General features: G+C 69.3%; 19 protein-coding genes. 18 read left to right on the forward strand and 1 reads right to left on the reverse strand.

The annotated features are described in order from the left end of the window. Nucleotides 1–13: 13 nt before the first annotated feature. The 15 genes from AC5Y2S_RS24045 to AC5Y2S_RS24115 all read left to right on the forward strand — a co-directional run bounded on the left by AC5Y2S_RS24045 (nt 14) and on the right by AC5Y2S_RS24115 (nt 13,040). Complete coding sequence (locus AC5Y2S_RS24045; RefSeq protein WP_499958798.1) at nt 14–628, forward strand: PE family protein; 615 nt, start codon at nt 14–16, stop codon at nt 626–628. Nucleotides 629–638: 10 nt separating this feature from the next. Continuing rightward, complete coding sequence (locus AC5Y2S_RS24050; RefSeq protein WP_499958799.1) at nt 639–1,805, forward strand: CaiB/BaiF CoA transferase family protein; 1,167 nt, start codon at nt 639–641, stop codon at nt 1,803–1,805. 72 nt (nt 1,806–1,877) lie between these two features. Next, nucleotides 1,878–2,429, forward strand: a complete 552-nt coding sequence (locus tag AC5Y2S_RS24055) for a hypothetical protein (protein WP_499958800.1) — start codon at nt 1,878–1,880, stop codon at nt 2,427–2,429. Beyond that, on the forward strand, nt 2,429–3,133 hold the full coding sequence (locus AC5Y2S_RS24060; protein WP_499958801.1) for an NIPSNAP family protein: 705 nt from the start codon (nt 2,429–2,431) through the stop codon (nt 3,131–3,133). Before AC5Y2S_RS24055 ends, AC5Y2S_RS24060 begins: the two co-directional genes overlap by 1 nt. Continuing rightward, nucleotides 3,130–4,341 carry a cytochrome P450 gene (locus AC5Y2S_RS24065; protein WP_499958802.1) on the forward strand — a complete coding sequence of 404 codons (1,212 nt, stop codon included), beginning with the start codon at nt 3,130–3,132 and terminating at the stop codon, nt 4,339–4,341. Before AC5Y2S_RS24060 ends, AC5Y2S_RS24065 begins: the two co-directional genes overlap by 4 nt. 1 nt (nt 4,342) lies before the next feature. Continuing rightward, a complete protein-coding gene (locus AC5Y2S_RS24070; protein WP_499958803.1) occupies nt 4,343–5,311 on the forward strand; it encodes a zinc-binding dehydrogenase in 969 nt (322 codons plus the stop codon). Next, nucleotides 5,308–6,045, forward strand: a complete 738-nt coding sequence (locus AC5Y2S_RS24075) for an HpcH/HpaI aldolase family protein (protein WP_499958804.1) — start codon at nt 5,308–5,310, stop codon at nt 6,043–6,045. The genes AC5Y2S_RS24070 and AC5Y2S_RS24075 overlap by 4 nt, the downstream gene beginning before the upstream one ends. Continuing rightward, on the forward strand, nt 6,042–6,434 hold the full coding sequence (locus tag AC5Y2S_RS24080; protein WP_499958805.1) for a nuclear transport factor 2 family protein: 393 nt from the start codon (nt 6,042–6,044) through the stop codon (nt 6,432–6,434). Before AC5Y2S_RS24075 ends, AC5Y2S_RS24080 begins: the two co-directional genes overlap by 4 nt. After that, a complete protein-coding gene (locus AC5Y2S_RS24085) occupies nt 6,431–7,171 on the forward strand; it encodes an SDR family NAD(P)-dependent oxidoreductase (protein WP_499958806.1) in 741 nt (246 codons plus the stop codon). Before AC5Y2S_RS24080 ends, AC5Y2S_RS24085 begins: the two co-directional genes overlap by 4 nt. Continuing rightward, nucleotides 7,153–8,634, forward strand: a complete 1,482-nt coding sequence (locus tag AC5Y2S_RS24090; protein WP_499958807.1) for a flavin-containing monooxygenase — start codon at nt 7,153–7,155, stop codon at nt 8,632–8,634. The genes AC5Y2S_RS24085 and AC5Y2S_RS24090 overlap by 19 nt, the downstream gene beginning before the upstream one ends. Further along, the gene (locus AC5Y2S_RS24095) at nt 8,631–9,578 is read left to right on the forward strand and encodes an alpha/beta hydrolase (RefSeq protein ID WP_499958808.1); all 948 of its coding nucleotides are present in this window, start codon (nt 8,631–8,633) and stop codon (nt 9,576–9,578) included. The genes AC5Y2S_RS24090 and AC5Y2S_RS24095 overlap by 4 nt, the downstream gene beginning before the upstream one ends. A 30-nt stretch (nt 9,579–9,608) precedes the next feature. Next, on the forward strand, nt 9,609–10,802 hold the full coding sequence (locus AC5Y2S_RS24100) for an enolase C-terminal domain-like protein (protein WP_499958810.1): 1,194 nt from the start codon (nt 9,609–9,611) through the stop codon (nt 10,800–10,802). 7 nt (nt 10,803–10,809) lie between these two features. After that, entirely contained in the window at nt 10,810–12,117 is a 1,308-nt protein-coding gene (locus tag AC5Y2S_RS24105; RefSeq protein ID WP_499958811.1) for a hydroxyacid-oxoacid transhydrogenase, read from the forward strand. 3 nt (nt 12,118–12,120) lie between these two features. Further along, nucleotides 12,121–12,573, forward strand: a complete 453-nt coding sequence (locus tag AC5Y2S_RS24110) for an acyl-CoA thioesterase (protein WP_499958813.1) — start codon at nt 12,121–12,123, stop codon at nt 12,571–12,573. 29 nt (nt 12,574–12,602) lie between these two features. Next, nucleotides 12,603–13,040: an SRPBCC family protein gene (locus AC5Y2S_RS24115; RefSeq protein WP_499958815.1), complete on the forward strand. Its 438-nt coding sequence runs from the start codon at nt 12,603–12,605 to the stop codon at nt 13,038–13,040. 12 nt (nt 13,041–13,052) lie between these two features. Here the strand turns inward: AC5Y2S_RS24115 and AC5Y2S_RS24120 are convergent, their stop codons facing one another. After that, complete coding sequence (locus AC5Y2S_RS24120; protein ID WP_499958994.1) at nt 13,053–13,733, reverse strand: GntR family transcriptional regulator; 681 nt, start codon at nt 13,731–13,733, stop codon at nt 13,053–13,055. Nucleotides 13,734–13,894: 161 nt separating this feature from the next. Here AC5Y2S_RS24120 and fadD5 point away from each other — a divergent pair, with 161 nt between their 5' ends. The 3 genes from fadD5 (at nt 13,895) to AC5Y2S_RS24135 (ending at nt 17,461) form a co-directional block, all read left to right on the forward strand. Continuing rightward, nucleotides 13,895–15,535, forward strand: coding sequence for a fatty-acid--CoA ligase FadD5 (fadD5, locus tag AC5Y2S_RS24125; RefSeq protein WP_499958817.1), 1,641 nt, complete (start codon nt 13,895–13,897; stop codon nt 15,533–15,535). 248 nt (nt 15,536–15,783) lie between these two features. Further along, nucleotides 15,784–16,590 (forward strand): MlaE family ABC transporter permease, encoded by an 807-nt coding sequence (locus AC5Y2S_RS24130; protein ID WP_499958818.1) that lies wholly within the window; start codon nt 15,784–15,786, stop codon nt 16,588–16,590. Nucleotide 16,591: 1 nt separating this feature from the next. Beyond that, complete coding sequence (locus tag AC5Y2S_RS24135) at nt 16,592–17,461, forward strand: MlaE family ABC transporter permease (RefSeq protein WP_499958819.1); 870 nt, start codon at nt 16,592–16,594, stop codon at nt 17,459–17,461. Nucleotides 17,462–17,463: the final 2 nt, after the last annotated feature.

Consider the following 17,463-nt stretch of genomic DNA (forward strand, 5'->3'; position numbering starts at 1 on the left):
GCTCCGGAAATGCGTGACTGAGCGGGGACCGGCGCGGAGAACCTCCGGGCGGGATGCGTGCTCAGCGGGCCACGTCCGGCAACCAGACTCATTGCGTCACAACCCTTTCCGTGGGGGGACGCAGCCGCGACATAGGCGTCGGGCTTCCGCGTTGTCGGATATCGGCGCGGGGCTGATCGCGGCGGACGCGGCAGCGACCCCCATTACGTCGATCGTGCCCGCTGCGGCTGACGAGATATCCGCGGCCATCACGTCGGTGTTCTCCGGCCACGCGCGCGCCTTCCAAGGCCTGACCGGCCAGGCGGCGGCGTTTCACGCCCAGTTCGTGCAGGCGTTGAGCGGCGCAGGCGCCGCGTACGCGGCCGCCCGGAAGCGCTTCCGTCGCCTACCTTCCCGCTCCCGGCGGCAATGTCTTTTCCATAAGTCCCGCGAGTTCGACCCTGGCTACCGGCGGCACCGGCCAAGTGACGGTCACGCTCACGGCCGGCCACACCAGCGGCACCATCCAGTTCATATCCGTACCCTCTGGTCTTGCCGGGGCCGCGGGCCGGGCCGGCCTCCCCGGGCCCAACGGTTACCTGTAGGGCCGGCGACCCGAACGGGCCCACTGCGCGGCGCGGCTGATTAGGGTGCAAGCCATGGCCGGACCGGTGGAAGGCATCAAAGTCGTTGAACTCGGGGTCTGGGTGGCCGGACCGGCCGCCGGCGGGATCCTGGCCGACTGGGGTGCCGACGTGATCAAGATAGAGCCGCCGACCGGCGACCCGGGCCGGCTGTTCGGCCGGATGCTGGGTTGCGATCTCGGCGTCAACCCGCCGTTCGAGATGGACAACCGATCCAAGCGCAGCATCGTCTTGGACCTCAACACCGAGGCGGGCCGCGACACCGCGTTCGAATTGCTTTCCGGCGCCGACGTTTTCCTGACCAACGTGCGCCCCGGCGCGTTGCAGCGCCTCGGGCTCGACTTCGAATCGGTGTCGGCCCGTAACCCGCGCCTGGTCTACGGCCTGATCACCGGCTACGGCGAGACCGGGCCCGACGCCGACCGCGCCGCCTACGACGTCGCCGCGTTCTGGTCCCGCGCCGGTCTGGCCCACCTGCTCACCCGGCCCGGGGATACGCCCCCGTTCCAGCGCGGCGGCATGGGCGACCACTCGGCCGGGATGACGCTGGCCGCCGCCGTGTGCGCGGCGCTGATCGCCCGCGAACGCACCGGCGCGGGCCAACTGGTCAGCACCTCGCTGTACCGCCAGGGCGCCTACACCGTGAGCTTCGACCTCAACACCTATCTGCTGACCGGGCAGCCGATCGCGGTCGGCCAGCGCGAGTCGATGGGCAACCCGTGCATGAACAACTACGCCGCCGCCGACGGGCGGCGGTTCTGGATCGTGGGGCTGGAGGCCGAGCGCCACTGGCCCCCGCTGTGCCGCGCCATCGGCCGCCCCGAATGGTGCGACGACCCCCGCTTCGCCGACGCCCGATCCCGGGCCGCCAACGCGGTGCAGCTCATCGCCGAGCTGGACAAGATCTTCGCGACCCGCCCGCTCGACGAATGGGCGCAGACCTTCGCCGGCGAACCCGAACTCTTCTGGGCGCCGATCAACGCGCTCGAGGACGTCGTGGCCGATGAGCAGTTCCACGCCGCCGGCGGCCTGGTGGACGTCCCGGACGGCGAGGCCGGCGTCGCGATGGTGGCCACGCCGGCCGACTTCCACGGCACGCCGTGGGCGCCGCGCTCCGTGGCCCCCGAATTGGGCCAGCACACCGACGAGATTATCGCCGAACTCAAGGCGCGGCGGGGCTAGGAACCTTTACAAAATTCCGTCTAAGTGTCACGCTGTCCGGTGACAGTCAGCCCATCGGTGAGGAACGGATTGATGGTCACTCCAACCTTCGACGTCGGCCACAGCCCCCGGGTCGGCGCCGCGCGATCGGCCCACGCGGATGGCGAATGCCTGCGATATCGGCTGGACGTCGTGGCGGCCAGCGCCGCCGACGTCGTGCAATCGGCAGGGGGCTGGCTCTACGACCGGGTCATGGCCGGCTGGGAGGTGACCGCGCTCCTGCCGCACGGCCGCGAATCCCGGTCGCTGCGGATCCTTGGCGTGCAGGCATTCGACGCCGCGGCGCGGCCGGACCCGACGGCGTCGTGGAGCCAGAGCCTGGCGGTCAGCGCCGAGGCGTTCGCCGCCGACCCGCTCGTGCGGGAAAAGGTGCTCGAGTCGCTGGGCGACCGGTTGACCGAGGTCGCGCTGTGGGGCGACGGGTGGCCGCTGGGCGTCAACCGCGCGATGACCCGGAAGCAACACGTCCTCAGCGCGGCGGCCCGCAGGTTCAAGGGCTACGCGCTCGCGGCGGCGGGATTGCCCTGCGAGTCAGTCGATCCCACCGAGACGCTGCTGTGCGACATGGCCGCCCGGCTCGACTGATGAAGAAGTACTACGGCCACACACTGCTTTACCTGCACGAGACGATCGCTCTGGGATCAGGGCGAAGCGACGCCTTCACCGAAATGTTCACCGGCACTTACCAGCCGATGATGGACGAACTCGGCGCCCGGCTGTTCGCCATCTGGGAGACCACCCCGTACAACGGCCACTGGCCAGAGGTCACGATCGTCTGGGAGATCGACGGGTTCGCCGACTACGCCCGGATCGGGGCCGCCCAGGCGCGCGGCGGCAGCCATGAGGTCGCGGCCGGCAAATGGTCGGAGTTCCTGGCCGGTATCGGCGCCTCGGGAGAGGGGCGAATCATGTACCCGGGACCCAGCAACAAAACGCTGGCACAGCTGCGCGAGGCGAATTTCGTTGCGTCGCTGGTAATTCAGGAGATCATGCAGACCAAACCGGGGCGCCAGGACGACTACATCCGCGAGCTGGAGCGGCTCTACGTCCCCTGGTCGGAGCGCACCGGCAAGCGTTGGTTGGGTTCGTTCACCACGACCTTCCGCTACAACGAGGTCATCCACTACTGGGCGCTGGACGGCGGCTGGGAGTGTTTCGCCAATCACTACCCGTCCTGGAAGGACAGCCCACCCGCCGAGATCGTCACCTGGATGAGCGTGGCGCCGGCCCTGCGTGACGGCTGGGAGGACTCGATTCTGCAAGCCCTGCCCCCGTCGCCACTGCAGTGAGCTTTTCCTACGATCCGTTCGACGCGGAAGTCATGGCAAACCCGTTGCCGTACTACCGGATTCTGCGCGATGAGCACCCGGTGTACTACATGCCGCAGTGGGACACCTACGCGCTCTCCCGCTTCGACGACATCTGGCGGGTGCTGGAGGTCAACGACGGCACGTTCGTGGCGTCGGAGGGAACCCTGCCCGCGGCATCGGTGTTGGCCACCCACAACACCGGGCCGGTCGACGACCCGCCCCTGCATCCGCTGCCCTTCCACGCGGTGTTCGACACCGACCTCTACGGCGCGATCCGTCGCGCGCATTCGGCCCCGCTGCGGCCGCGGGCGGTCGCCGGGCTGGAAGCCCGGATCCGCACGCTGGCCAACGAGCGCCTCGACGCGCTGCTGCCGCAAGGCTCGTTCGACCTGACGCAGGACTACGGCGGCATCGTGGTGGCGTCCGTCGTGTGCGATTTGCTCGGCATCCCAACGGATCTCGCTTCGAAGGTGCTGGCCGCGGTCAACGCCGGCAGCCTCGCCGAACCCGGCGTGGGCGTCGAGGTCGCCGAAGCCAGGCCGAACTACCTCGAATACCTGATCCCGTCGGTGCGGCGCCGCCGAGCGGACTCGTCGGGCGACGCGCTGCCGGTGGTCGACGGCCTGCTCGGCTACCGCCTGCCCGACGGCAGCGCCCTGTCCGACGTCGAAGCCGCCACCCAGATGCTCTGCATCTTCATCGGTGGGACCGAAACGGTGCCCAAGATCGTGGCCCACGGCCTGTGGGAACTCGGCCAGCGGCCCGACCAGATGGCCGCGGTCCGCGCCGACCCCGCCGCCAACGTGCCGGTCGCGCGCGAGGAGATGATCCGCTATTGCGCCCCGGCGCAGTGGTTCGCCCGAACGGCGCGCAGGCCGTACACAATTCACGACCAGACCATCGAGCCGGGCCAGCGCATCATCACGCTGCTCGCGTCGGCCAACCGCGACGAACGCGAGTACGAAAGCCCCGACGAATTCGTCTGGAACCGCCCGATCCGCCGCTCGCTGGCCTTCGGCCGCGGCCAGCACTTCTGCATCGGCTACCACCTGGCCCGGCTGGAAATCGATGTGCTGCTGGGCGAATGGCTGCGCCGCGTGCCGGACTTCGCGATCCACGGCGACGCCGCCACCCGGCTGCCGTCCAGCTTCCAGTGGGGATGGAACAAGATCCCGGTGGAGGTCTGACGTGTGGTCCTACCGGATCACCGCCCCATACCAGTTCGAGCGGACGTCGATCCCCGACAAGACGCCCGAGCAGCTGACCGACGGCCAAGTCCTGCTGCGGTTTTCGGCCGCCGGCGTCTGCGGCAGCGATCTGCCGGCCTTCCGCGGCAACAGGGGCCGGCTACCGGGCGACGACGGGCGCAGCGCCGCCGAAAAGGACGGGTTCCCGATCCACGAGGTGGCCGGCGAAGTGATCGCCAGCCGCCACCCGGATCACCGCGCCGGCGATCGCGTGGTGGGCTGGGCATCCGGGTTCGACGGCCTGATGGAGCGCGTGATCAGCGACGGCGGCATGCTGGCGCCCTACGACCCGGCGCTGAGCCCGGCGGAGGCGATCGGCCTGCAACCGCTGGCGTGCGTCCTCTACGCCTGCGAACAGCTGCCGGACCTCGCCGGCCGGCACGTCGCGATCATCGGCCAGGGCTCGATCGGCCTGCTGTTCTCCTACGTCGCCAAGGCCGCCGGCGCGCGGCGCGTCACAGGGGTCGACCCCGTCGACCGCACCAGCCACGCAACGGCATTCGGGGTCGATGACCCGGTGCGCGCCACCAGCGACCGCTGGGTGAGCCAACTGGCTCCCGACGAACGCGCCGACGTCGTCATCGAAGCCGTCGGGCACCAGGTGGCCACCCTGGGGCACGCCGTCGAGGCCGCCGCGCCCGGCGGCACGGTCTTCTATTTCGGCGTGGCCGACGACGAGGCCTACCCGATCAGCATGCGCCTCATGCTGCGCAACAACCTGACCTTGAAATCCGGTGTGACGCTTGACCGGCGGCGGGTCCTCGACGTCGCCGCCAAGTTCGCCGACGAGCATCCCGAGCTGCTCGGCACCTATCTCACCCACACTTTCGGCGTGGACGACGTGCAGGGCGCGTTCGAGCTGGCCTGCCGGCCGGCGCCCGAGCGTATCAAGATCGCGATCGCCGGATGAGCGTCTTCGGCGGCGACCGCACCCCCCTCTGGGGCGGCTGGATCACCGGACCCACGCTGCTGGGGCCCGAGGAATTCGCCCGGGCCGGTTACGATTACGTCGGTTTCGACGCCCAGCACGGCTACATCGACGACGCGGACATCGCCGGGATGCTGCGGCACAGCGAGCACGTGCCGATCGGCACGGCGGTGCGGCTGCCGAACGCCGACGCCGCGCCGATCGGGCGGGTGGCCGACGCCGGCGCCGACGCCGTGATCATCGCGATGATCGAGTCGGCGGACCAGGCCGCCGCCGCGGTGGCCGCGACCCGCTACCCGCCGGCGGGCGTCCGGAGCTTCGGCCCGCTGCGTGCCAGCCTGGGCCACGACACGGCCGCGCTGGAGTCCCGGGTGAGCGTGTTCGCGATGATCGAGACCGCGGCGGCGCTATCGGGCCTCGACGAGATCTGTGCCGTCGCGGGGCTGGCCGGGCTGTACATCGGGCCCGCCGACCTGGCCCTCTCACTGGGCGTGGAAGTCGTTGGCGCGACCAAACATCCGGCGGTGCTGGACGCGATCGCCCGGATCCAGCGCGCCGCCACCGAGGCGGGCCTGATCACCGGCATCCACGCGGGGGACGGCAAGACGGGCCGCGCCATGGCGGGGCTGGGCATCCGGATGATCACCCTGGCCGCCGAATCGCAGGCCCTGCGCCGCGGAGCGGCCGAACACCTACGCGAGGCTCGCGAACAGTGACCGAGACCGCAATACGCGAACTGATCGCCGCCTACGCGCTGGCACTGGACGCCGGCAATACGGATGAATGCGTGCAACTCTTCACTGCGGATGCCCAATTCTTGGTCTATGGAAAGTCTTTCGACGGGCGTGATGCGATCCGCACAATGTTTCAGCACGCGCCACGCGGCCTGCACCTGACCGGGGTCTCGCGAATCGACGTGCATGGTGACACCGCGACGGCCCGGTCGCAGGTGCTGTTCGTCAGGGCCGGTGATCTGCACCTGCGGCCCGCGCTGTACGACGACGAGCTGGTCCGCGCCAACGGCCGCTGGCGCTTTGCGCGCCGGCGGTGCCAGTTCGTCACCAGCCGCGGCCTGTCCGACAGCCCCGAGGTGCCGTCCTCGTGAATCAACGCGTCGCACTGGTGACCGGCGCCGCCGGCGGACAGGGCTGGGCCATGGCCAAACGGCTGCGCTCGGCCGGCCATTCGGTGGCCGCCTGCGATCGGCGCGGCGACGAACTGGCCGCCGCGGTCGACGAATTGGGTGACGACGGGGTGATCGGGATCCCGCTCGACGTCACCTCGCAGGCGCAATGGGAGGCGGCCGTGCACACGGTCGTGCGGCGCTTCGGCTCGCTGAGCGCGCTCGTCAACAACGCCGGCGCGCTGCACCGCGCCTCGCTGGCCGACGAGACCGCCGAGCGCTTCGAAAATGCCTGGCGGGTCAACTGTTTCGGCGCCTTCCTCGGCATCCAGGCGACGCTGCCGCACCTGCGCGCGGCCGGCAACGCGGCCATGAACGCGGCCATTGTCAACATCTGCAGCACCGGCGCGATCCGGCCCTTTCCGCGGCACAGCGCCTACGGTTCGTCGAAGTGGGCGCTGCGCGGACTGACCCAGAACGCGGCCGCCGAGCTGGCCCCCTTCGGCATCCGCGTCAACGCGGTGTTTCCCGGACCCATCGCGACCCCGATGCTCGATGACGCCACCCAGCTGCGGCTGGCCGCGTCGTCGGCGTTCGGGCGGATCGGCCAACCGGCCGAGATCGCCGACGCGGTGGCCTTTCTGGTCTCCGAGGAGGCGTCGTTCATCACCGGCGCGGAACTGGTCGTCGACGGTGGGCAATGCCTGCAGATCCGATGAGCGGGCACCTGTCGGTCGGCATCATCGGTGCCGGGCCCGGAGGCATGGCCCTGGGAATCCTGTTGGCTCGGGCCGGCTTCCACGACTTCGCCATCTTCGACCGTGAGGACGACGTCGGGGGCACCTGGCTGATCAACACCTATCCGGGGCTGGCCTGTGACGTCAAGTCGCACCTGTACTCGTACTCGTTCGACCTGAACTCGGACTGGTCGCGGCTGTGGCCCGCGCAGCCCGAGATCCTGGCGTACTTCCAGCGCTGCGCCGACAAGTACGGCCTGCGCCCACACCTGAGACTGCGCACCGAAATCGTCTCCGCGCGTTGGGAGGAAGACGCCCAGCGTTGGTGTCTGACCGCGGCGACCGGCGAGACGCACCACTTCGACGTCGTGGTGTCCGCGGTGGGCCTGTTCAGCCGCCCCCTGCTCCCGGGCCTGGTGGAAGAGGAGCCGTTCACCGGCACGCTGATGCACACCGCGCGTTGGGACCATTCGGTCTCGCTCGAGGGCGCGCGGGTCGCCGTGCTGGGCACCGGCTCGACGGCCTCGCAACTGGTGCCGGAGTTGGCGAAGGTGGCCGACAAGGTGTATTCGGTGCAGCGGTCACCGACCTGGATCCTGCCCAAGCCCGACCGGCCCTACACCGAACGGGAGCGCTGGATCTTCGCGCACATACCGTTCGCCAAGAAGCTGTATCGCACGCGGCTGTGGCTGCGCAGCGAATCCAACATCTCGGTGATCGAGCACGGCAGCGAGAAAACCGAGGAGTTCGAGACGGTCGCGCTGGGCATGCTCGAAAACACGGTCGCCGACGAGGAATTGCGCCGCAAGCTGACCCCGGACCATCCGATGGGCTGCAAGCGGCTGGTGTTCTCCTCGGACTACCTGCCCGCGTTGGTCCGCCCCAACGTCGAGGTGCTGAACAGCCCCGCGCGCTGCCTGCGCGCGCGCAGCCTGGTCACCGAGGACGGCACCGAACGGGACGTCGACGTCGTGGTGTGTGCGACGGGCTACGCCGCGGCCGATTACCTGGCCGGGCTGGACGTGTCCGGCGAGGGCGGGACGACGCTGCGGGAGGTGTGGCGCGACGGGGCCCACGCGTATTTCGGCATGGCCGTTCCGGGATTCCCGAACTTCTTCATGCTGTACGGGCCGAACACCAATGTCGGTTCGAACAGCGTGATCTTCATGCTCGAGGCCCAGGCCCGCTACATCGTGCGGGCGCTGAAACACATGCGGCGCCGGGGCAAGACGTACGTGGTCGTGCGGCCCGCCGCGCTGGCGGAGTTCGTCGCCAAGGTCGACCGCTGGATGGTCGGCACGGTGTGGACCACCCAGTGCAGCAACTACTTCCGCGCCCCCAACGGGCGGGTGGTGACGCAGTGGCCGCGCAGCGCGCGTACCTTCTGGGGAATGACGCGCCGATTCAAGCCCGCCGACTTCGCTTTCCAGGCCCCGGGCGGATGACCGAACCCGCCGGATTGGACGGCTTCACTCGGCTCGATCCCGCATTGCAGGCCGTCGCGACGACGCGAACCGACTTTTCGGAGGAGTCGATCGGGCTCATTCGCGAACCGTTCAACCAGCGCCGCCGGGAGGCCGCCGCACGCACCGACCCGCGGGGCGTGCGGATCGTCGACGACACGGTGGCGACCGAATCCGGTGGCGTGCCGGTGCGCATCTACCGTGGCGGCGAGGGGAACCCGGCGCCGGCGATGATCTACTGTCACGCCGGCGGCTTCGCGCTGGGCAACCTCGACACCGATCACCGGCAGTGCGTCGAGCTGGCAAGCCGGGGCCAGTGCACGGTGGTGTCGGTCGATTACCGGCTGGCGCCGGAGCACCCTTACCCGGCCGCGCTCGACGACGCGATCGCGGTGCTGCGCTGGGTGAGGGCCACCGCGGCCGAGCTGGGCGTGGACCCGGCGCGCCTGGCCGTCGGGGGCAGCAGCGCCGGCGCGACCCTGGCGGCGTGCCTGGCGCACGGCGCGGCCGACGCCTCGCTGCCCGCGGTCGTGTTCCAGCTGCTGCACCAGCCGGTGCTGGACGACCGGGAAACCGCGTCCAAGGCCGAGTTCTGCACCAGCCCGGCCTTCGACGGCGAGGCGGCCGAGCTGATGTGGCGCCACTACCTGGGTCCCCACGCGAGACTGCCGGGCTCTGTGCCCGCCCGACGAGTCCAATTGGGTGGCCTGCCACCGGCTTTGATCACCTGCGCCGAGATCGACCCGTTTCGCGACGAGGCGGTCGACTACGCGCTGGCGCTGCTCCGCGCCGGGGTCTCCGCCGAGCTGCACGTGTTTCCCCGGGCCTGTCACGGGTTCGATTCGCTGCTGCCGGACTGGTCGGACTCCGAGCGGTTGTTCGCCCTGCAGGGCCAGGCCCTGGCGAGGACCTTCGGCTCTACTTGAACGCCCGATCCCCCGGAACAATCGGCTGCCATGAAGATCGTCGGCCTTCAGGTCATCCCGTTCGAGACGGTCGTCGACCGAATTTCCTTCGGCCAGTTGGTCACCGACTACCGGGTGGTCCAGACGGTGACCAAGGTGCTCACCGACGAGGGGGCCGAGGGCTACTACTTCGGCGGTCATTTCCACGGCGACCAGGATGGCCTGCTGCCCGGGGACCAGGCGCTGATCGCCCAGTTCCTGAGCCCGCTGCTCGCCGGCCGGGACCCGCTCGACCGGGCGGAAATATGGCGTCAGCTGTGGGCGGCCAAGCTTCCCGAAAACGTCTGCAGCGTCATCGATCTGGCATTGTGGGATCTGGCGGGCCGGGTGGCGGGGCTGCCGGTGCGCAAGCTGCTGGGCGGCGCCCGCGACCGGGTGAAGGCGTATGCGAGCAGCTTCAACAACCTGGGTTCGCCCGAGCAGTACGCCGCCCATGCCGCGGATTGCCGGCGCCAGGGCTATCGCGCCTACAAGATCCATCCGTACCACTACTGGAACCCGGCGACGGGGGAGTTCGCGCTGCCCCGGCCGTCGTACGTGGACTGGGACATCCGGGTGTGCCGGGAGGTTCGGGCGGCCGTCGGCGACGAGATGGTGTTGATGTTCGACCCGTGGGGGACCTATCACACCTACGAGGACGCGCTGCGCGTCGGCCGGGAGCTCGAACGGCTGGGCTTCTACTGGTACGAGCATCCGATGCCGGAGTACCGGGTCGAGTCCTACGCCAAGCTGGCCGGTGCGCTCGACATCCCCATCTGCTCACCCGAGATCGCGGAGGGCGGCATCTACACCCGGGCGGACTGGATCCTGCGCAACGCGTCCGACATCAGCCGCATCGACGTGCTGCGCGGCGGCATCACCGGCGTCATGAAGCTGGCCGGGATGTGCGAGGCCGTCGGCATGCGCTGCGAGCTGCACATGAGCGGCTTCGGCAACCTGGCGGTCCTCGGCGCCACGAGCGAAGACGTCTGCGAATACTACGAGCGCGGCCTGCTCGGGCCCGGCGCCCGCTACGACGCCGCCCCGCCCTACCTCGAGGCGTCCTGCGATCCGCTCGGCCCGGACGGATTCGTCGACCTGCCGTCGGGCCCCGGGCTCGGCTACCAAATCCGGTGGGACTACATCGAAAGCCACCGGCTTCCCGACCCGACGGCGGAACCGATCGCGCCGCTGCATCCGAGATAATGACGGGATGGCGTGCTGCGATGTCCCGATTCCCACTGAGGACTGCGACGGGGCCTTCACCGTCGATGCGTCACGGGTGACCTTCGGGCGCGGCTGCCTCGCGGAGGTCGGTGATCGAGCGCGCGCCCTCGGGCTGCGGCGGGTGGCGTTGTTCACCGACGCCGTCGTCGCCGCGCTCCCCGTCTTCGCCAAAACCCGCGACTCGCTCGTCGCGGCCGGCCTGGACGTCGTCGCCTACACCGAGGTCCACGTCGAGCCCACCGACGCGTCGTTTCGGGACGCGGCGCGCTTCGCGCAGGAGTGCCAGCCCGACGGCTACGTGTCGCTGGGTGGGGGCTCCGTGATCGACACCTGCAAGGCCGCGAACCTGTACGCCACCCATCCCGCCGACTTTCTCGCCTACGTCAACGCGCCGATCGGCGAGGGCAAATCCGTGCCCGGCCCGCTCAGGCCGCACATCGCCTGCCCCAGCACGGCGGGCACCGGCAGCGAGGTGACCGGCATCGCGATCTTCGACCTGGTGTCGCTGAAGGCCAAGACGGGCATCGCTTCTCCCGCGCTGCGTCCCACCGAGGCCCTCGTCGACCCCGACTGCACCGCGAGCCTGCCGCCCGAGGTGGTCGCCTCGGCGGGCCTCGACGTGCTGTCCCACGCGCTGGAGTCCTACACCGCGCGGCCCTACCTGCGGCGGCGCGCGCCCGAGCGACCCAGCCAGCGGCCGATGAGCCAGGGCGCCAATCCGTGGAGCGATCTGGGCTGCCGCGAGGCGCTGCGCCTGCTGGGGCAGTTTTTGGAGCGCGCGACGAAGGACGCCACCGACGGCGAGGCCCGCGAGCAAATGATGTGGGCCGCAGCGCTTGCGGGCATCGCGTTCGGCAACGCGGGCGTGCACGCGCCGCATGGCATGGCCTACGCGGTCGCGGGGCTGGTGCGCGACTTCCGGCCCGGTGGTTACCCGCCCGACGAGCCGCTCGTGCCGCACGGCATGGCCGTCATCCTCAACGCGCCGGCGTCGTTCCGCTTCACCGCGTCGGCGAATCCGGAACGGCACCTGGAGGGGGCGCGGCTGCTCGGCGCCGACACCGCGGGCGCCGGCGTGCGGGACGCGGGCGAGGTGCTCGCCGGCGAGCTCATCCGGATCATGCGGGCGGTGGGCATGCCGAACGGGCTGAGCGGGGTGGGCTACACCGAAGACGACGCGGCGGCCCTGACCGAGGGCGCCTACCCCCAGCAGCGCCTGTTGCAGAACGCCCCGCGAGAGATGACCAAACCGGTTCTGGGGGACCTGTTTCGGCAGGCCATGCGGTACTGGTAGACCATGAGTTCAACCCCGTCGGACAACCCGACCAGCGCCGACTTCCCCGTGCTGTGGCCGGTGGGAACCCGGTGGGCCGACAACGACATGTTCGGCCACCTCAACAATGCGGTCTACTACCAACTCTTCGACACCGCGATCAACGCCTGGATCAACACCAGCGTCGGGATCGACCCCCTCGCCACGCCCGCGCTGGGCATCGTCGCCGAGTCGGGCTGCCGCTACTTCTCCGAACTGCATTTCCCGGAGGGCCTGACGGTGGGCCTCGCCGTCACGCGCCTCGGCCGCAGCAGCGTCACCTACCGGCTCGGGGTGTTCCGGTCGGGCGAGGGACCGCAACCGATCACCGCTCTGGGACACTGGGTGCACGTCTACGTCGACCGGGCCAGCCGCAAACCGGTGCCGATTCCCGACGCCATCCGCGCGCTGCTGTCGACGGCCCGCGTGGATCAATAGCGCGGCCGGTCGCCCGATATGCTTGCGCCATGCCAGTTTTGAGCAAGACCGTCGAGGTCAGCGCCAACGCCGCGTCGATCATGGGCATCGTCGCCGATTTCGAGCGCTACCCGGAGTGGAACGAGGAGATCAAGGGCCTTTGGGTGCTCGCCCGCTACGACGACGGGCGCCCCAGCCAGGTGCGGCTCGACGCCGATTACCAAGGCATGCAGGCCACCTTCATCCAGGCGATCTACTACCCGGGGGAAAACCAGATCCAGACCGTCCTGCAGCAGGGCGACCTGTTCTCCAAGCAGGAGCAGTTGTTCAGCGTCGTGGAGACCGGGTTGGCGAGCCTGCTGACGGTGGACATGGACGTCGAGACCACCCTGCCGGTCCCCGCGCCGATGGTGAAGTCGCTCGCCGGCAACGTGCTCGACCATCTCGCCGAGAACCTCAAGCAGCGCGCCGAGCAGCTCGGCGGCTGAGCAGGCGCCGGCTCAGTCGAAGCTTCCGGCCCGGTTCAGCATCACGGTGAGCCGGGCCGCCGCGTCGGTGAACTGCCAGACGGTGTGCTCGACCACCGCGTGCGCGTCGCGCCGGCGCAGAGCCGCGATCAACTCCCGGTGGTGGGCGACGGTGGCCGCGCCCCATTCGGGGTCGGCCGCGTACACCTCCGCCGGCATGTAGCGCGCGGCGTTCAGCAGGAACCAGGCCAGCTTGATCCGCCCGCTGGCCTGGTTGAAGACGCGGTGAAACGCGTGCTCGAGGCCGGCGATGGTGGTGGGCTCGCTGGAGCCGACCGCCGCTTCAAGCGATTTGTTGATGCGGTCCAGCTCGTCGATCTGGGCGTCGGTGATGTGGTCGGTGGCCGCGGCGGCCAGCTCCTTGGCGATCGTCTCCTGCAGCCAGAAGATGTCCCGGATGTCTTGGCGGCTCAGCGGCAGCACGACGTGGCCGCGGTGCGGCTCCAGCTGCACCATGCCCTCACCGCGCAGCTTCAGCAGCGCCTCCCGCACCGGCGTGACGCTGACCCCGAGCTCGGCCGCGGTCTCGTCGAGTCGGATGAACGTGCCCGGGCGCAGCGCCCCGGACATAATCGCCGCCCGCAGGTGACCCGCGACCTCGTCGGACAACTGCGCCCGGCGCAGGGGCCGGCGGGTCCTCGGTTGGGTCGACATCGGTGCGTTCACGCGGGCTGCCAGGGGTTTAGCGGGCTGGGCGGGTCTTGTCTGGTCTTGTCAGAGCGGCACTAAAGCCATAATGTGACCCACGTAACACCATGTTTTATCAAATATCAACCTGACGCGAGCGGTGCGCGAGGTAAAGGGGAGACAACCAGTTGACCGCGCAATTGGCCAGCCATCTGACCCAAGCCACCGAGCAGCCGTACCTGGCCCGGCGGCAGAATTGGGTCAACCAACTCGAGCGGCACGCGCTGATGCAACCCGGCGCGACGGCGCTGCGGTTCCTGGGCAACACGGTCACCTGGCAGGGCCTGCACCGCCGGGTCATGGCCCTGGCCGATGCGTTGAGTCGCCGGGGCGTCGGCTTCGGCGATCGGGTCATGATCCTGATGCTCAACCGCACCGAGTTCGTCGAGTCGGTGCTGGCCGTCAACGCGCTGGGCGCCATCGCGGTCCCGCTCAACTTCCGGCTCACCTCGGCCGAGATCGTCTTCCTGGTCGAGGACTGCGAGGCGCGGGTGCTGATCACCGAATCGGTGCTCGCCCCGGTGGCGACCGGCGTGCGCGACATCCAGCCGATGCTGGACACCATCGTCGTCGCCGGCGCGTCGACGGACGAAGGTGTGTTCGGCTACGAAGACCTCATTGACGAGCCGGGCGAGACGCATGGGCCGGTCGACATCCCGAACGATTCGCCCGCGCTGATCATGTACACCTCGGGCACCACCGGCCGGCCCAAGGGCGCGGTGCTGACCCACGCCAACCTGACCGGCCAGACGATGACCGGGCTGTACACCATGGGCGCCGACATAAATAACGACGTCGGTTTCGTCGGCGTCCCGTTCTTCCACATCGCCGGCATCGGCAACATGCTGACGTCGATGCTGCTCGGCATCCCCACGGTGATCTACCCGCTGGGCGCCTTCGACCCCGGCCAGCTGCTCGACGTGCTGGCGGCGGAGAAGGTCACCGGGCTCTTTCTGGTTCCGGCGCAGTGGCAGGCGGTGTGCGCCGAACAGCAGGCGCGGCCCCGCGATCTGAGGTTGCGGGTGATGTCATGGGGGGCCGCCCCGGCGACGGACGCGTTGCTGCGGGAGATGTCGGCAACGTTCCCGGGGACCCAGATCCTCGCCGCGTTCGGCCAGACCGAGATGTCGCCGGTCACCTGCATGCTGCTCGGCGACGACGCGATCCGGAAGCGCGGCTCGGTGGGCAAGGTGATCCCCACGGTGGCCGCCCGCGTGGTCGACGAAAACATGAACGACGTCCCCGTCGGCGAGGTGGGCGAGATCGTCTACCGCGCACCGACATTGATGAGCGGCTACTGGAACAACCCGCAGGCCACCGCGGAGGCCTTCGCCGGTGGCTGGTTCCATTCCGGGGACCTGGTCCGGATGGACGAGGACGGCTACGTCTGGGTGGTCGACCGCAAGAAGGACATGATCATCTCCGGCGGCGAGAACATCTACTGCGCCGAGGTGGAGAACGTTCTCGCCGGCCATCCCCAGATCGTCGAAGTCGCCGTCATCGGCCGGGCCCATGAGAAGTGGGGCGAGGTGCCGATCGCGGTCGCCGCCGTCGCCGGCGAGGAGTTGCGGCTGGACGACCTGCTCGAGTTCCTCGCCGAGCGGCTCGCGCGGTACAAGCATCCGAAGGCGCTCGAAATCGTCGACGCACTGCCCCGCAATCCGGCCGGGAAGGTGCTCAAGACCGAGCTGCGGGTTCGCTACGCAGCCGTCAATATAACTGAAAGCGGTTCTGCGGCAAGGGATTTGACCACACAAGGGGAGGGCTGACGGAAACTGTAACGTTTGCCCGCTGTTGACGAAGGGTTAATTGTGCGGATGCAGTTCACACGCTCACGACCATCGGGTACATTCCTGTGGTCTCCGTTACTACTTGCGGGTAGGGAGCCGATGGTCACAGACACATGGTCGGGGAGAGGTGGGGTTTCCCCCGACCGCGGGACGGAGAGGGGGCGACGCGTGCGACTCGTTTCGCTGCGGACCCCCGGGGCACACGATGTCGAGGTGAGGGGGAACCGGTGACTTCGACGACGGATCGTCCACACCTGGTCGGCTACCTGCGCGACCAGTTGGAGACGCCGCTGACGCTCATCGGTGGGTTCTTCCGGATGTGTGTGCTGACCGGCCGGGCGCTGTTCCGCTGGCCCTTCCAATGGCGCGAATTCGTCCTGCAGTGCTGGTTCATCATGCGGGTGGCGTTCCTGCCGACCATCATGGTCTCGATCCCGCTGACCGTGCTGCTGATCTTCACCCTCAACGTGCTGCTCGCCCAGTTCGGCGCCGCGGACCTGTCCGGAGCCGGCGCCGCCATCGGCGCGGTCACCCAGCTCGGCCCGCTGACCACGGTGCTGGTGGTGGCCGGCGCCGGGTCCACCGCGATCTGCGCGGACCTCGGTGCGCGCACCATCCGCGAGGAGATCGACGCGATGGAGGTGCTCGGCATCGACCCGATCCACCGGCTGGTGGTGCCCCGGGTGATCGCCGCGACCCTGGTCGCCACGCTGCTCAACGGCCTGGTGATCACCGTCGGCCTGGTGGGCGGGTACCTGTTCGGGGTGTACCTGCAGAACGTGTCGGGCGGGGCCTACCTCGCCACATTGACCACCATCACCGGCCTGCCGGAGGTGGTTATCGCGACGGTCAAGGCCGCGATGTTCGGGCTCATCGCCGGACTGGTCGGCTGCTTCCGCGGGCTGACCGTGCGCGGCGGCTCCAAGGGCCTGGGCACCGCCGTCAACGAAACCGTGGTGCTCTGCGTGGTCGCCCTGTACGCGGTCAACGTGGTGCTGACCACCATCGGCGTGCGATTCGGAACGGGGCACTGACATGTCGATCGGCACCGTGACGCGCGGCGTCCATCCCCGGTTCGTCGAGAATCTCAGCCGCTACGGCGGTGCCCTGGGCCGCGGGCTCGACGACGCCGGGCAGATGGCCTGGTTCGGGGCGGTGGCCCTCGGGCACATCCCGCACGCGCTGCGCAACTACCGCAAGGAGACCCTACGGCTGATCGCCCAGATCGGCATGGGCACCGGCGCGATGGCCGTCGTCGGCGGCACCGTCGCGATCGTCGGTTTCGTGACCCTGTCCGGCAGCTCGCTGGTGGCCATCCAGGGGTTCGCCTCCCTGGGCAACATCGGCGTCGAGGCGTTCACCGGCTTCTTCGCCGCGCTGATCAACGTGCGCATCGCCGCGCCCGTCGTCACCGGCATCTCGATGGCCGCCACGGTCGGCGCCGGTGCCACCGCGGAGCTGGGTGCCATGCGGATCAGCGAGGAGATCGACGCCCTGGAAGTGATGGGCATCAAGTCGATCTCGTTCCTGGCGACCACGCGGATCATGGCCGGGCTGGTGGTGATCATCCCGCTCTACTCGCTGGCGATGATCATGTCTTTCCTGTCCCCGCAGATCACCACGACGGTGCTGTACGGGCAGTCCCACGGCACCTACGAGCACTACTTCCGGACGTTTCTGCGCCCCGACGACGTGTTCTGGTCGTTCGTGGAGGCCATCCTCATCACGGCCGTCGTGATGATCACCCACTGCTTTTACGGGTACAACGCCGGCGGCGGGCCCGTCGGCGTCGGTGAGGCCGTCGGCCGGTCGATGCGCTTCTCGCTGGTGTCGGTGCAGGTTGTGGTTCTGGCCGCCGCGTTGGCGCTCTACGGCGTCAACCCCAACTTCGCGTTAACGGTGTAGCC

The sequence above is a fragment of the Mycobacterium sp. NGS69 genome, assembly GCF_059812165.1.

What these genes read in the sequence shown, in the direction of transcription:
- AC5Y2S_RS24050 (WP_499958799.1), top strand. Translation starts at nt 639, where the DNA reads ATGGCCGGACCGGTGGAAGGCATCAAAGTCGTTGAACTCGGGGTCTGG.
- AC5Y2S_RS24055 (WP_499958800.1), top strand. Translation starts at nt 1,878, where the DNA reads ATGGTCACTCCAACCTTCGACGTCGGCCACAGCCCCCGGGTCGGCGCC.
- AC5Y2S_RS24060 (WP_499958801.1), top strand. Translation starts at nt 2,429, where the DNA reads ATGAAGAAGTACTACGGCCACACACTGCTTTACCTGCACGAGACGATC.
- AC5Y2S_RS24075 (WP_499958804.1), top strand. Translation starts at nt 5,308, where the DNA reads ATGAGCGTCTTCGGCGGCGACCGCACCCCCCTCTGGGGCGGCTGGATC.
- AC5Y2S_RS24090 (WP_499958807.1), top strand. Translation starts at nt 7,153, where the DNA reads ATGCCTGCAGATCCGATGAGCGGGCACCTGTCGGTCGGCATCATCGGT.
- AC5Y2S_RS24095 (WP_499958808.1), top strand. Translation starts at nt 8,631, where the DNA reads ATGACCGAACCCGCCGGATTGGACGGCTTCACTCGGCTCGATCCCGCA.
- AC5Y2S_RS24100 (WP_499958810.1), top strand. Translation starts at nt 9,609, where the DNA reads ATGAAGATCGTCGGCCTTCAGGTCATCCCGTTCGAGACGGTCGTCGAC.
- AC5Y2S_RS24105 (WP_499958811.1), top strand. Translation starts at nt 10,810, where the DNA reads ATGGCGTGCTGCGATGTCCCGATTCCCACTGAGGACTGCGACGGGGCC.
- AC5Y2S_RS24110 (WP_499958813.1), top strand. Translation starts at nt 12,121, where the DNA reads ATGAGTTCAACCCCGTCGGACAACCCGACCAGCGCCGACTTCCCCGTG.
- AC5Y2S_RS24115 (WP_499958815.1), top strand. Translation starts at nt 12,603, where the DNA reads ATGCCAGTTTTGAGCAAGACCGTCGAGGTCAGCGCCAACGCCGCGTCG.
- AC5Y2S_RS24120 (WP_499958994.1), bottom strand. Translation starts at nt 13,733, where the DNA reads ATGTCGACCCAACCGAGGACCCGCCGGCCCCTGCGCCGGGCGCAGTTG.
- AC5Y2S_RS24135 (WP_499958819.1), top strand. Translation starts at nt 16,592, where the DNA reads ATGTCGATCGGCACCGTGACGCGCGGCGTCCATCCCCGGTTCGTCGAG.